The sequence below is a fragment of the Mycobacterium asiaticum genome (genome assembly GCF_001673365.1).
Lineage (GTDB): Bacteria > Actinomycetota > Actinomycetes > Mycobacteriales > Mycobacteriaceae > Mycobacterium > Mycobacterium asiaticum_A.
In genome coordinates this window covers 1-14,086 of the sequence record NZ_LZLS01000226.1, presented here as the reverse complement: position 1 = coordinate 14,086, position 14,086 = coordinate 1, and the positions used below count along the sequence as shown (strand labels likewise).

13 protein-coding genes and 1 pseudogene are annotated in these 14,086 nt (G+C 65.6%); 8 read left to right on the top strand and 6 right to left on the bottom strand.

The features are described from left to right. The first annotated feature begins 138 nt into the window (after nt 1–138). A complete protein-coding gene (locus tag A5634_RS26740; protein ID WP_065147040.1) occupies nt 139–966 on the top strand; it encodes an acyl-ACP desaturase in 828 nt (275 codons plus the stop codon). Nucleotides 967–975: 9 nt separating this feature from the next. Here A5634_RS26740 and A5634_RS30075 read toward each other — a convergent pair whose 3' ends face one another. Beyond that, entirely contained in the window at nt 976–1,101 is a 126-nt protein-coding gene (locus A5634_RS30075) for a hypothetical protein (RefSeq protein WP_301337132.1), read from the bottom strand. 95 nt (nt 1,102–1,196) lie between these two features. Here A5634_RS30075 and A5634_RS26735 point away from each other — a divergent pair, with 95 nt between their 5' ends. The 3 genes from A5634_RS26735 (at nt 1,197) to A5634_RS26725 (ending at nt 5,045) form a co-directional block, all read left to right on the top strand. Beyond that, complete coding sequence (locus A5634_RS26735; RefSeq protein WP_065147039.1) at nt 1,197–2,498, top strand: PhoH family protein; 1,302 nt, start codon at nt 1,197–1,199, stop codon at nt 2,496–2,498. A 179-nt stretch (nt 2,499–2,677) separates the two neighbouring features. After that, complete coding sequence (locus A5634_RS26730) at nt 2,678–3,553, top strand: polysaccharide deacetylase family protein (protein ID WP_065147038.1); 876 nt, start codon at nt 2,678–2,680, stop codon at nt 3,551–3,553. Nucleotides 3,554–3,593: 40 nt separating this feature from the next. Next, a complete protein-coding gene (locus A5634_RS26725; protein WP_065147042.1) occupies nt 3,594–5,045 on the top strand; it encodes an adenylate/guanylate cyclase domain-containing protein in 1,452 nt (483 codons plus the stop codon). A gap of 24 nt (nt 5,046–5,069) precedes the next feature. Here the strand turns inward: A5634_RS26725 and A5634_RS26720 are convergent, their stop codons facing one another. From A5634_RS26720 to glpX, 3 genes are all read right to left on the bottom strand, one after another. Next, nucleotides 5,070–6,065: a hypothetical protein gene (locus A5634_RS26720; RefSeq protein ID WP_065147037.1), complete on the bottom strand. Its 996-nt coding sequence runs from the start codon at nt 6,063–6,065 to the stop codon at nt 5,070–5,072. A gap of 99 nt (nt 6,066–6,164) precedes the next feature. Further along, nucleotides 6,165–7,580, bottom strand: coding sequence for a class II fumarate hydratase (locus tag A5634_RS26715; RefSeq protein WP_065147036.1), 1,416 nt, complete (start codon nt 7,578–7,580; stop codon nt 6,165–6,167). 23 nt (nt 7,581–7,603) lie between these two features. Continuing rightward, the gene (gene glpX / locus A5634_RS26710; RefSeq protein ID WP_065147035.1) at nt 7,604–8,686 is read right to left on the bottom strand and encodes a class II fructose-bisphosphatase; all 1,083 of its coding nucleotides are present in this window, start codon (nt 8,684–8,686) and stop codon (nt 7,604–7,606) included. 90 nt (nt 8,687–8,776) lie between these two features. Here glpX and A5634_RS26705 point away from each other — a divergent pair, with 90 nt between their 5' ends. Continuing rightward, entirely contained in the window at nt 8,777–9,421 is a 645-nt protein-coding gene (locus A5634_RS26705; RefSeq protein ID WP_065147034.1) for a DUF4245 domain-containing protein, read from the top strand. A 25-nt stretch (nt 9,422–9,446) separates the two neighbouring features. Next, nucleotides 9,447–10,244 carry a dienelactone hydrolase family protein gene (locus A5634_RS26700; RefSeq protein WP_065147033.1) on the top strand — a complete coding sequence of 266 codons (798 nt, stop codon included), beginning with the start codon at nt 9,447–9,449 and terminating at the stop codon, nt 10,242–10,244. On the opposite strand, the gene A5634_RS26695 is transcribed toward A5634_RS26700, so the two are convergent. After that, on the bottom strand, nt 10,225–11,367 hold the full coding sequence (locus A5634_RS26695; RefSeq protein ID WP_065147032.1) for an AI-2E family transporter: 1,143 nt from the start codon (nt 11,365–11,367) through the stop codon (nt 10,225–10,227). The two genes, A5634_RS26700 and A5634_RS26695, sit on opposite strands and share 20 nt — an antisense overlap. 91 nt (nt 11,368–11,458) lie before the next feature. On the opposite strand from A5634_RS26695, the gene A5634_RS26690 reads away from it, so the two are divergent. Continuing rightward, the gene (locus A5634_RS26690) at nt 11,459–12,988 is read left to right on the top strand and encodes a carboxylesterase/lipase family protein (protein WP_065147041.1); all 1,530 of its coding nucleotides are present in this window, start codon (nt 11,459–11,461) and stop codon (nt 12,986–12,988) included. On the opposite strand, the pseudogene A5634_RS26685 reads toward A5634_RS26690, so the two are convergent. Further along, nucleotides 12,985–13,899 (bottom strand): annotated as a pseudogene (locus A5634_RS26685) (3-beta-hydroxysteroid dehydrogenase); the annotation flags it as partial. The gene A5634_RS26690 and the pseudogene A5634_RS26685 sit on opposite strands and share 4 nt — an antisense overlap. On the opposite strand from A5634_RS26685, the gene A5634_RS27855 reads away from it, so the two are divergent. After that, nucleotides 13,846–14,086: NAD(P)H-binding protein (locus A5634_RS27855; protein WP_155769750.1), on the top strand; the 241-nt coding region annotated here is incomplete at its 3' end. The pseudogene A5634_RS26685 and the gene A5634_RS27855 sit on opposite strands and share 54 nt — an antisense overlap.

The following is a 14,086-nucleotide window of genomic DNA, read 5'->3' as shown; positions in this document are numbered from 1 at the left end:
AGCCCCACCCACCAAACCCCCCCGGGCGGGGTTTTCCCCCCGGTTTTGTGTGGTGGCCCCGCGGGCGGGGGGCGCGGGGCGGGCGACACGCGCCCGAGGAATTTGAAAGCATGTGTGTCTGCGGGTTACAGTTACTGCATGGCACAGAAACCTGTCGCTAATGCGCTGACCCTCGAACTCGAGCCCGTCGTCGAAGCCAATATGGCGCGCCACCTGGCGACCGAGGACATCTGGTACGCCCACGATTACGTCCCGTTCGACCGCGGCGAGAACTTCGCGTTCCTCGGCGGGCGCGACTGGGACCCGTCCCAGGCCACCCTGCCCAGGTCGATCACCGACGCGTGTGAAATTCTGCTGCTGCTCAAGGACAACCTGGCCGCCCATCACCGGGAATTCGTCGAGCACTTCATCCTCGAGGACTATTGGGGCCGCTGGCTCGGCCGGTGGACCGGCGAGGAGCACCTGCACGCGATCGCGCTGCGCGAATACCTGGTCGTGACACGCGAAGTCGACCCGACCGCCAACGAGGAGGCGCGGGTCCGCTACGTGATGAAGGGCTACCGGGCCGAGGAGTACTCGCAGATCGAAACCCTGGCGTACATGGCGTTTTCCGAGCGCGCACACGCCACCTTCTGCCACAACCTCGCCGCACAGATCGAGGAGCCGATCCTGGCCGGGTTGATCGACCGGATCGCGCGCGACGAGGCACGTCATGAGGAGTTCTTCCACAACCTGGTCGCCCACCTGTTGGGCTATGCCCGGGACGAGACGATCGGGGCGATCGCGGCCCGTGCCGCCGAACTGAAAGTTCTCGGCGCCGACATCGAAGGTTACGAAGACAAGCTGCAGAACGTGGCGGATGCCGGCATCTTCGACGAGGCGCAATTGCAGCAGGTGATCTCCGAGCGGATCACCGCCTGGGGCTTGGCAGACGAGCCCGCGCTGGCGCCGTTCGTGACCGACTAACCGGAATACTCAGTCGATTTCGTTGTTTCGGCGCGCCTGCACTGCAGGGTTGTAACCACCGGAGTAGCGTCGCCGGTGATGGCCAGCGATTTGCTCTGCTGCCAGGGCGGCACCTTCGGTCACGACTGCTGTCATGACATAGACAGGACCGGCCCCGGTCCTGGTGCCGCGGCCCCCGCCGACACGCTCGCGTGGGTCCGCCCGAGCGTCATTCGCTCGAGGAGCGCCCCGTGACCGAATCCCGGACGTACGTGCTCGACACCTCCGTGCTGCTGTCGGACCCCTGGGCCTGCAGCCGGTTCGCCGAGCACGAGGTGGTGGTTCCGCTGGTGGTAATCAGCGAACTGGAGGCCAAGCGTCATCACCACGAGTTGGGCTGGTTTGCACGACAGGCATTGCGGCTGTTCGACGACCTGCGATTGGAGCACGGTCGCCTTGATCAGCCCATTCCGGTTGGCGCACAGGGCGGTACCCTGCACGTCGAACTCAACCACACCGACCCGTCGGTGCTGCCCGCCGGATTTCGCACCGACAGCAACGACTCCCGAATTCTGAGTTGCGCCGCCAACCTGGCCGCCGAGGGTAGGCGAGTCACGTTGGTGAGCAAGGACATTCCGCTTCGGGTCAAGGCGGCCGCGGTGGGTCTGCCCGCCGACGAGTACCACGCGCAGGACGTCGTCGTCTCCGGGTGGTCGGGCATGCACGAACTCGAGACCGCCGCCGAGGACATCGACGCGTTGTTCGCCGACGGCGAGATCGACCTGGCCGAGGCGCGTGACCTGCCGTGTCACACCGGGATTCGGTTGCTCGGCGGGAGCTCGCATGCGCTCGGCCGGGTCACCCCCGCCAAACGCGTCCAGCTGGTGCGCGGTGATCGCGAGGTGTTCGGTCTGCGTGGCCGCAGCGCCGAGCAGCGGGTCGCCCTCGACCTGTTGCTCGACGAATCGGTCGGCATTGTCTCTATGGGCGGTAAGGCCGGCACCGGGAAGTCGGCGCTCGCATTGTGCGCGGGTCTGGAAGCCGTGCTGGAACGTCGCACCCAGCGCAAGGTGGTCGTCTTCCGCCCGCTGTACGCGGTCGGTGGCCAGGAGCTGGGCTATCTGCCCGGTAGTGAGAGCGACAAGATGGGGCCGTGGGCGCAGGCCGTCTTCGACACCCTCGAAGGGTTGGCCAGCCCGGCGGTGCTCGAGGAGGTGCTGTCGCGCGGCATGCTCGAGGTGTTGCCGCTGACCCATATCCGGGGCCGGTCGTTGCACGACTCGTTCGTCATCGTCGACGAGGCGCAGTCCCTGGAACGCAACGTGCTGCTGACCGTGCTGTCCCGGTTGGGTACCGGCTCCCGCGTGGTGTTGACCCACGACATCGCCCAGCGCGACAACCTGCGGGTCGGCCGTCACGATGGCGTCGCCGCGGTGATCGAAAAGCTCAAAGGCCACCCGTTGTTCGCCCACATCACGCTGCTGCGCAGCGAACGGTCGCCGATCGCCGCGCTGGTTACCGAGATGCTCGAGGAAATCACCGGCCCGAACTGAGGGCGCCGCGTGTCGGGCGGGCGCGGCGTATCGAGTGTGCGTCCTGGGCTTTGCGTGTGAATGCAGGGCGGGAAAATCGCCGGAATCCCGCCCTGAGTGCACACGCGACGGCCGCTCGCGGGCCTGCAAGGCACACTCACTGCCCTGAGTGCACACCAGAGGCCGGGTAAGCTCGCAACGTGCGAAAACGACCCGACAACCAAGCCTGGCGCTACGGGCGCATGGTCTTGGGCGTGCTGGCCGCGGTCGCTGTCCTGGTGATCGGCGGCCTCACCGGCCACGTCACCCGCGCCGACAACCAGAGTTGTTCGGTGGTCAAGTGTGTAGCCCTGACCTTCGATGACGGCCCGAGTCCCTACACCGACCGGCTCTTGCAGATCCTTCGGGACAACGACGCCCGGTCTACGTTCTTCCTGATCGGCAACAAGGTGGCCGCCAATCCCAGTGGGGCCAAGCGAATCGCGGACTCGGGGATGGAGATCGGCAGTCATACCTGGGAGCACCCCAACATGACGACGATTCCTGCGCAGGACATCGACGTGCAGTTCTCCCGCGCCAACGACGCTATCGCCGCCGCGACCGGACGCCGGCCCACGCTGTACCGGCCCGCGGGCGGACTGTCCAACGCCACCGTGCGTCAAAGCGCGGCCAAGTTCGGGCTTGCCGAGATCCTCTGGGACGTCATTCCTTTCGACTGGGCCAACGACTCCAACACCGCGGCGACGCGCCAACTGCTGATGTCGCAGATCAAGCCGGGTTCGGTGGTGTTGTTCCACGACACCTACTCGAGCACAGTCGATTTGGTCTACCAGTTCATCCCGGTGCTCAAAGCCAACGGCTACCGCCTGGTGACGGTCAGCGAACTTCTCGGCCCGCGGGCACCCGGCAGCAGCTACGGCAGCCGGGACAACGGTCCGCCCGTCAACGAGCTGCGCGACATCCCGGCCAGCCAGATCCCGGCGTTACCCAACACTCCGTCGCCTAAGCCGATGCCCAATTTCCCGATCACCGACATTCCAGGACAGAACTCGGGCGGGCCGAATAACGGTGCCTAGCGGTGGGGCAGCGGCGCCGAAGTCCGCACTGAGGCTCTCGATTCAATACGCAACCGATCTTGCCGTGGCCTACATCCTCGCCGCCGTCGATGCCGTCGCCATCTTGATCCCGTTGCGCGGTCACACCTCGGTGGCGGTGAGCGCCGATTTCGCCGAGAAGAACACGGCTTTGGTGGCGCTCTTGATATCGCTGGGCGTGGTGGCCGTCGCGGTAGCAGGCGGTTTCCTGCTGTCTCCCACATTGCGCTGGTACGTGGAGGGTCAAGAACCCACCGAGCAGCAGCGAGACGCCGCGATGAAACTCGGCAGTCGACAATCAGCTCTGCTCGCCGCGGTCTGGGTCGCATGCGGCACGATCCTGATCTTGTTCAACCTCAACGGCGGGCTTTCGCTGTTGTTGCCCATCGTGGCGGGCGTGGTCATCGGTGGCGCCGCCGCAGCGGGCACGGGTCTGCTGCTCACCCAACGCACTCTGCGGCCGATCATGACCGTTGCCACCCGGGGCCGCGAACCGCGGATGACGGTCCCCGGGGTTCTCGCGCGACTGGTTCTGTTGTGGTTTCTGTGCAGCGCACTGCCCATCTGCGTGATCGTCGCATTCGTCGTAATGCGTTCGTACGGTTGGCTGATCAACCCGTCGGCGTCGCTGGATGTGCCGGTGTTGGTGGTTTCGTTGGCGGCGCTGGTGCTCGGACTGCCGACGATGATCCTTACCTCGCGCTCGATCTCGGACCCGGTCGCGGAGGTCGCCGACGCGATGGCCCAGGTCGAGCACGGGCATACCGACACCTACGTCGGGGTGTACGAACGCTCCCAAATCGGGCGTCTGCAAAGCGGATTCAACCGCATGGTTGCCGGCCTGGAGGAACGCGAGCGCATACGTGACCTGTTCGGCCGTCATGTCGGAACCGACGTAGCCCGCTTAGCCCTCGAGCAGGGCTCCACCCTGTCCGGTGACGTGGTGGAGGCCGCGGTCCTCTACATCGACCTGGTCGGTTCGACCAGACTCACCGAAAGCCTTCCGCCGCAAGAGGTTGCCGAAGTACTCAACGACTTTTTCCGGATTGTGGTCGGCACCGTCGACGAATACCAGGGACTGATCAACAAATTCGAGGGCGATGCGGCGTTGGTCATTTTCGGCGCGCCGCTGCGCACCGACGAACCGGCGTCGGCGGCGCTGGCGACCGCACGCGCGCTGGGCAACAAGCTGCGCCGACTTCCGATGGTGGACTTCGGCATCGGCGTTTCGGCGGGCCGTGTCTTCGCCGGGAATATCGGTGCCGAGAAACGCTACGAGTACACGGTGATCGGCGATGCGGTCAACGAAGCCGCGCGACTGGCCGACCTGGCCAAGACCTCCGACCGGCGAATCCTGTGCTCAGGCGCCGCGATCGACCGCGCCGAACACGCCGAGCGCAGCCGCTGGGCGGAGTGCTACTCCACGGTGCTGCGCGGCCGTTCCGAACCTACCCATGTGTCCGCACCCATTTAGGGAAATAGCCGCGAAACAGCCGGGCTACTTCTTCGAGACCTTCAGCGACACAATGACTTTGCTGACAATGTCAGCCGATGCGGTATCGCCGATCGCCGTCGCGCCCAGGAAGATGGTGACCGGTTTGGTGTCGACCGCGATGATCGTCACCGAGTCGCCTTTAACGCCGCGACTGGTGTCGGCGATCGTGATGTCGGCGTCCACCCGGGCGGCCTTGACGCCATCGACGGTGATCGAGGATGTCTTCTTGGCGCCCAAGGTGGGGTTCGACTGGATATAGCCCGGACCCTTGGCGATGCAGTCCATCAACTTCGACGCCTGCGCGCTGACGTCCATACTGGTCACAAAATTGGTGACGGCCACTTCGACCTGCATCATCCACTGGCTGGCGCCCGGCACTTCAGCGCCGAGGCCGACCGCGTCAATCAGGTTCGGGTTCTGGTCGTCCACGTACGGTGACCATCCCGGTGTCGCGCTCGCGGGGAACGACAGCTTGCCCGCGGAAACCGTGTCACCGCTGGGCTTGTTGCCGCCGGACACATTGGGGGTGCAGTCCGTCGCGGTCTGCATGGAGGTCTCGGGTCCGGACGTCGCGACGCTGGTGGTCCCCGAGGGGGAGGCCGAGGGGGTGCTGTCGTTCTTGTTGAGGGCGACCACCAGAATCACTACCAGCACGATCACCCCCAGCACCGCGATGCCGGCGACGATCAGCCACGGCAGCTTGGAGTTCGGCCCACCAGGGGGCGGGTAGGGTCCGGGCTGCCAGCCCGGCGGAACCTGCCCGGGCTGGGCATACTGCTGCGGCTGATAACCGGGAGCGCCATACGGATCGGTGCCCGGCGGTGGGTATTGGCCGCCGGGCGGCGGGTACGGGTAGGAACCCGGTTGGCCCTGCGTGGGCTGCTGTCCCGGCTGCTGGGGCTGGCCGCCCCAATGTGGTTGCTGCCCATACGGGTTGGCTCCATAGGGATCCTGACCATAGGGATCCTGACCGTAGGGACCGCCGGGGGGAACCGTCATTACTGAAATCACCCTTACTCGTTACGGCCGCCTCCGCAGAGGTAGCCACACAACCGCGTCCACCGCAGGGTACCTGCGCGACGCCGTTACCTGCCCGATCTACTCGACCGGTTCCACCTTGGCCATCGCCAACACGTCCAGGCGGCGATCCAGTTCCTCCTCCGACAACTTGTCGCCGATCAGGCCGCGATCGATGACAGTCTGGCGGATGGTCTTTCGTTCCTTGAGCGCCTGCTTGGCCACCGCGGCCGCTTCCTCATACCCGATGGCGGAGTTCAGCGGCGTCACGATCGACGGCGAGGACTCGGCCAGCTCGCGCAGGTGGTCGACGTTGGCGACCAGACCGGTAATGCAGCGCTCCGCGAACAACTTTGAGACGTTGGTCAGCAGCTTGAACGACTCGAGGATGTTGCGGGCCATCATCGGGATGTAGACGTTGAGCTCGAACGCACCCGACAAGCCGCCGACCGCGACGGCGGCGTCGTTGCCGATCACCTGTGCGGCGACCTGGGTAACCGCCTCAGGCAGAACGGGATTCACCTTGCCCGGCATGATCGAGCTGCCCGGCTGCAGGTCCGGCAGCTGGATTTCGGCCAGACCGGTCAGCGGGCCCGAACCCATCCAGCGGATGTCGTTAGCGATCTTGGTCAAGGACACCGCGATGGTACGCAGCGCGCCGGACGCCTCGACCAAACCGTCGCGTGCCGCTTGGGCCTCGAAAGAGTTTGCCGCTGTGCGTAACTCGGAAATGCCGGTTTCGGCGACCAATACCGCGACCACCTTGACGCCGAAGCCGTCGGGTGCGTTGAGTCCGGTGCCGACCGCGGTGCCGCCGATCGCCAGTTCACCCAGCCGGGGCAGGCTGGCGCGCACTCTTTCGATGCCGGCTTCGATCTGGCGGGCATAGCCGCTGAACTCCTGGCCGAGGGTGACCGGAACGGCGTCCATCAGGTGCGTGCGACCCGACTTCACTACCGTCTGCCACTCCAATGCCTTGGCCGCCAACGCATCCTGCAGAACCTGCAGCGCCGGGATCAGATGACTCACCGCGGCCTCGGTCGCCGCGATGTGGGTGGCCGTCGGGAAGGTGTCGTTGGACGACTGCGACATGTTGACGTCGTCATTGGGGTGCACGGTCACGCCGTTGCGGCCCGCGATGGAGGCGATCACCTCGTTGGTGTTCATGTTGGAGCTGGTGCCCGAACCGGTTTGGAAGACGTCGATCGGGAACTGGTCGTCATGCTTGCCGTCGGCGATCTCGCCCGCCGCCGCGATGATCGCGTCGGCCTTCTCCGACGAAAGCAACCCCAGGTCTTTATTCACCTGCGCGCAAGCGCCTTTGAGCAAACCGAGGGCACGGATCTGAGTGCGCTCCAAGCCGCGGCCCGAGATCGGGAAGTTCTCCACCGCGCGCTGAGTCTGCGCGCGCCACAACGCTTTTGCGGGCACCCGCACCTCGCCCATGGTGTCGTGCTCGATGCGGTATTCGGTTTCGTCAGCGCCGGTGTCGGCCATGGATTGAGGTTCCTTTGTTGGAGTTAAGGCAGGGGATAGGCGGCGTTGGTGTCGCCGGTGAAATCGATCGCCGAGTATTCGTTGAGCTTGGACAAACGGTGGTAGGCCTCGATCATGCGCACGGTGCCGGACTTGGACCGCATCACGATCGACTGGGTCGTGCAGCCGCCGGGGTAGTAACGCACTCCCTTGAGCAGGTCGCCGTCGGTGACGCCGGTGGCGCAGAAGAAGACGTTCTCACCGGACACGAGATCCTCGGTGGTCAACACCCGTTCGATGTCGTGGCCGGCGTCGAGCGCCTTGCGGCGTTCGGCGTCGTCTTTGGGCGCGAGCTGCGCCTGAATGGCCCCACCCATGCAGCGGATCGCCGCGGCGGTGATGATGCCCTCCGGAGTACCGCCGATGCCGGCCAGCATGTCGGTGCCCGAGCCGGGCCGGCAGGCGGAGATGGCGCCGGCGACGTCGCCGTCGGTGATTAGCCGGATCCTGGCGCCGGTGTCACGGACGTCGGCGATCAGCTGAGCGTGCCGCGGCCGGTCCAGGATGCACACCGTCATGTCCCGCACCGACAGTTCCTTGACACGGGCGACCGCGCGCACGTTGTCAGCGATTGGCGCGGTGATGTCCAGCACGTGCGCGGCGTCGGGGCCGACGGCGATCTTGTTCATGTAGAACACCGCCGACGGGTCGAACATGGCGCCGCGGTCGGCCACCGCCAGCACCGAAATCGCGTTCGGCATGCCCTTGCTCATCAGGGTGGTGCCGTCGATCGGGTCGACGGCGAAGTCGCATTCCGGACCGTCGCCGTTGCCGACTTCTTCGCCGTTGTAGAGCATCGGCGCCTCGTCTTTTTCGCCCTCGCCGATCACCACCACGCCGCGCATCGAGACCGAGTTGACCAGTTCGCGGATCGCGTCGACCGCGGCGCCGTCACCGCCTTCTTTGTCCCCACGACCCACCCACCGGCCGGCGGCCATGGCCCCGGCCTCGGTGACCCGCACCAGCTCCAGGGCAAGGTTGCGGTCCGGGGCTTCGCGGCGCGGCGCCCGGGCGGGCGACAGGCCCGCAACGGCGGTCGGCGACGGGCCGGGTCCCTGTGCACTCATAGTTGGTGCCATTCCTTCACGGTTGGTGCCATCATCGCTCGTGATTGTCCCAGAAGCAGAACACCCGGCTGGAGCTGGGATACTCGGGGAGTGACCTCCGAGCCGCAGCCTGTCCCCAAGCCGGCCAAGCCGCGGCTGCTGCAAGACGGTCGCGACATGTTCTGGTCGTTGGCGCCGTTGGTGATCGGTTGCATCCTGCTGGCGGGCATGGTGGGGATGTGCTCGATTCAGCCGGGCGGGACCAACCGGGGCACGGTGCCGTCCTACGACGCGGCAACCGCCTTGCACGCCGACGCCGGCGCGTTGGGATTCCCGATTCGGCTGCCGCAACTGCCGGCGGGCTGGAAGCCCAATTCCGGCAGCCGGGGTGGCATCGAAGGTGGGCGCACCGACGCATCGGCGGGGCAGCGCCTGCATGCGGCCACCTCGACCGTCGGCTACATCAGCCCCACCGGGATGTATCTGAGCGTGACGCAGAGCAACGCCGACGAGGACAAGCTGGTCGGTTCCATCCACTCGGGCATGTACCCGACCGGAGCGGTCGACGTCGCCGGGACCAACTGGGTGGTCTACCAAGGTGCTGGCAAGGACGGCCCGGTCGAACCGGTGTGGACCACCAGGCTCGCCAGTCCGGCCGGCCCCACCCAGATCGCGATCACCGGCGCTGGCACCCCGGAGCAGTTCCGTACGCTGGCGGCGGCGACGCAATCGCAACCGCCGTTACCGACGCACTAGCACCCGCACGAGGAAGGCACGCCTAGTGAGCTCACCCGAAGCAGACCTGTCCGGGTGGGCGGTCGAGCCGTTCACCGGTGCCGGCTACACCCACGACGTGTACCGCAAGGGCTCCGGTCCCGGCGTCGTGCTGATCCCGGAGATGCCCGGCATCCACCCCGGGGTGCTGGGTCTGGGAAACCATCTCGTGGACAGCGGGTTCACCGTCGCGATTCCGTCGCTGTTCGGCCAGCCGGGCCGGTCCAAAACGGTCGGGTACATCGTCGCCGAGATCGGGCGCGGCTGTGTGGCCAAGGAGTTCGCGGCGATGGCACTCAACAAGCAGCGGCCCGTGTCGTTGTATCTGCGGGCGCTGGCCCGCGATCTCAACGCCTCGACTCCGGGCAAGGGTGTCGGGGTGATCGGCCAGTGTTTCACCGGCGGGTTCGCGTTGGCCGCAGCGGTCGACGACAGTGTGCTGGCCCCCGTGCTCAGCCAGCCGTCGGTGCCGTTCCCGCTGACCGCCAAGCACCGTCGCGACCCGGGCTTAAGTGAATCCGAACTCGAGGTGGTCGCCGATCGCTGCGCCAACGAGGGCCTGTGCGCCATGGGGTTGCGGTTCAGCGCCGACGCGATGGCCCCGGGGGAGCGGTTCAAGACGCTCAAGGATCGGCTCGGCGACGCGTTCGAGGTGATCGAGATCGACTCGAAGCCGGGCAACGAACACGGCTTCGGCCGGATGGCGCACTCGGTGCTGACCGACGAGGTCCGCGAGGTTGACGGACAGCCGGCTTATGAGGCGCGCAAGCGCGTGGTCGAGTTCCTCACCGAGCGCCTGACTTAGACAGTTTGGCAAGCACTTTGGGCAACCACTTGCCGCGGTCGGGCTTCTCCTCGACGGGCCGAAGTTCTACGCCCTTGTAGACCGCCAGGTAGACGTCGATGGTGGTGACGATGATGATCATCAACACCGGGCCGATGATGATGCCCCACGGTCCGAACATCGAGATGCCGGCGAATACCGAGAGCAGCATTAACGCCGAGTTCAGCCGCGCGTCGCGTGGCACCAGGATCGGTCGCAGGACGTTGTCGATGTTGGTGACCACGATGAAGTGGAAGAGCACCACGAACAAGCCGCCGGTGACATTGCCGAACAGGGTCATTCCGATGCCGAACGGGATGGTTACGATCCCGCCGCCCAACGGGATGATCGACAGTGCGGTCAGCACGATGGCGAAGATGAAAAAGCCGTGATGGAAGCCGGCGATGTAGATGGATGCCGCCCCCGCGACACCCTGGCACAGGGCGATGACGAATTGGCCGTTGACGGTGCCGCGGACCATCGAGCCGACCTTCTTCAGATATAAGTCCGTGGCTTCCTCGCCCAGCGGGTTGAGCTGACCGATCAAGGTGCGCAACTTCTCGCGGTTCACCAGGAGCGCGATGAACACGTACAGGAAGATGATCGCCGAGGTGATGATTCCGGCCAGGCTGCCGGCGGCGTCCTGCAGGAAATGGAGCAACCAGCGGCCGACGGTCTGGGCGACCGAAACCATCGCCTTGCGTAGCGTCTCCGCGGTTACCGTCGCGTGCACGAACGGGACCTGCGCGAGCAGCTCGTTCACCAGGTGCAGGACCTTGTCGCCCAGGGCGCTCGGGTCGGTCGAGTTGACCCATCCGGCCACGGAGTCGACCATGCGGGCTATCTGAACGACCGAGAGCGTGACCAGCAAACCGACCGGCACAATCACGATGGCCAGCGCCGATAACAAGGTGAAGGTTGCCGACAAACCGGTGTTCAGGCGCTTGTTGAACCAGTTGAAAAGCGGCGTGAACAGGTATGCGCCGACGGCGGCAACTACAATCAGGACAAAATAATTACGGAGAAAATACGCGCCGAACACCAAAGCGATCAGCGTGAAGATCGCGAGGGCTCGTTTCTGGGTAAGCGTGAAATCGGTGTCCATGCCGCAACGGGCCACCCTCCGCATCAGTGTTGAGCGCAACCTTAACGGTTATGCACTGCTGTCGGGTCCACAGCTGGCGCTAAGAGGAGACATGTCGAACGACGATTTAGTGGTCGAAACCACCCACGGCCCGGTGCGGGGCCGCCAAGATGGTGCCGTACGAACCTGGAAAGGCATCCGGTACGCAGCGCCGCCGGTCGGTCACCTGCGCTTCCGCGCGCCGCAACCTCCGGAGCGGGCCACCGAGGTTGCCGACGCTACCGAGTTCGGGCCGGCCTGCCCGCAACCGGTCGTCCCCAAGATGCCGCTGGATCTGGGGGCCGCGCGTGGTGAGGACTGCCTGCGAGTGAACATCTGGGCGCCCGCCATGGCCGAACCGGGTGCCGGAAAACCGGTCATGGTCTGGTTGCACGGTGGTGCCTATGTGATGGGCGCGGCCAGCCAGCCGCTCTATGACGGTCATACGCTCGCCGGCAACGGTGACGTGGTCGTCGTCTCGATCAACTACCGCCTTGGCGCCCTGGGATTCCTGGACCTGTCGTCCTTCGACAGCCGCGATTTCGACTCCAATATCGGTCTGCGTGATGCGCTGGCGGCGCTGGCATGGGTCCGCGACAACATCGCGGCGTTCGGCGGCGATCCGGCCAACGTCACGTTGTTCGGTGAATCCGCCGGTGCCGGGCTCGTCACCACCCTGCTGGCCAGCCCGGCCGCCGAAGGCCTGTTCGTCCGCGCCATCGCGCAGAGTTCACCCGCGACCTCGGTCTACGACCGCGAGCGGGGCCGCCGCGTCACCCTGGCCGTGCTGGACCGCTTGGGCATCGGTGCCGACGAGGTAAGCAAGTTGACCGAAGTGCCGACCGAGGCGCTTGTCACGGCCACATCGGATGTGTTTAACGAAGTGCCCGTGAGCAACCCGGGCACGCTGGCGTTCGTCCCGATCGTGGACGGCGACTTGCTGCCCGACCTACCCGTCAAGCTGGCGCAGGAAGGACGCACGCTGCCGGTCCCGTTGATCATCGGCACCAACAAGCGCGAGGCGGCGCTGTTCCGATTGATGCGCTCGCCGCTGATGCCCCACACGCCGCGGGCCATCACCACCATGTTCAACCAGATCGCCGCCGAACAACCCGACCTGCAACTGCCCACCGTGCAAGAAGTCGGGTCGGCGTACTCGGGACGCCGCAAGACGATCAGCATGGCCACCGACATCGGCTTCCGTATGCCCTCGGTGTGGTTGGCCGACGGGCACAGCCGGGTGGCACCGGTGCACGTGTACCGATTCGACTATGCGACACCGTTATTCAAGCTGCTGCTGGTCGGGGCCGCCCACGCCACCGAATTGCCTTACGTGTGGGGCAATCTCGGTGGCCCGCAGGACGTCACCTTGAAGCTCGGTGGCGCCAAGACGGCGACGGCCGTCTCGGCGCGAATGCAGAGCCGGTGGACAAATTTCGCGACGCACGGCAGCCCCGAAGGCCCGGCCGGAGAACCACATTGGCGGCCGTACACCGAAACTGATCGCGCTTGCCTGGTCATCGACAAACACGACACCGTCGTGGATGACGTCGACGCGCGCATCCGGGACGCCTGGGGCGCCCAAATGGTCGGCTTCCGCTAACTTGCGGGCTGCTTCTTGGCGGCCTGGGCCTGCGCCTTCATCTCGTGGAACAGCTCGACGTAGTACGGCAGGCACTCCTTGAGCGCCTGCTCGGTGGTGAACAATGGTTCGTAACCCAGGTCGCGGCGAGCCTTGGCAATCGAGAAGTAGTTGTTGATGGCAACCCGTTCGATGGCCAATGGCTCGAGAAGCGGTGCGGGCGCACCGTATTTGAAGTGCAGGCGCTGCCACGCCGTCATCGCGAAACGCACCGGCGGAGCGGGAACCCTTAGCGTGGGCCACTTTTCGCCGCACGCCACCACCACTGGCCGGGCGAACTCGAACATGTTGATCGGCTCGCCGTCGTTGATGAAGTACGCCTGCCCCGGCGCGGTACCACCGGGCACCAGATGCTCGCCGGCCAGGATGAAGCCGTGAATCAGGTTGTGCACGTAGGAGTTATCCAACTTCACCGACTTGGGGCCGACCAGTACCTTGGTGTGGCCCTTGATCACGCTTTCGAACAGCTTGCGGAACATCGTCTGGTCGCCGGTGCCCCAGATACCGCTGGGCCGGATGGCGCAGGTGAGCATCCCGTCAACACCGTTCTGGGACAGGACGTACTTCTCGGCGGCCACCTTGGTCTCGGTGTAGAGATCGTTGAAACGGGTGGTGTAGGGCATCGTCTCGTCACCGTTGGAGATGTCCTGCCCACCCATCACCACGCTGTTGGATGCCGTATAGACGAACCGCTGGACACCCGCTTTGCGACCGGCCTCGACCAGGTTCTCGGTGCCGCCGACATTGACCGAGAAGCTGCGCTGCCGGTATTCGTCGGTGACCGACGCGCCGCCCATCAACTCGATGATCGCGGCCGTGTGGATGATCGTGTCGATGCCGGCCACCGCCGCCTCGCAGACGGCTTTGTCGGTGCCAACCTGGTGAAGACATTGTTGGAGCGCGGCCACCAGGTCCGTTCGTTCGACCGTGCGCCGTCGCCGCTACCCCAGCACCCGAAATTGGAGGTGCTGCAGGGCGACATCACCGACAAAGCCGTCTGCGAGGCGGCGGTGGCCGGCATCGACACGATCATCCACACGGCCGCGATCATCGAGTTGA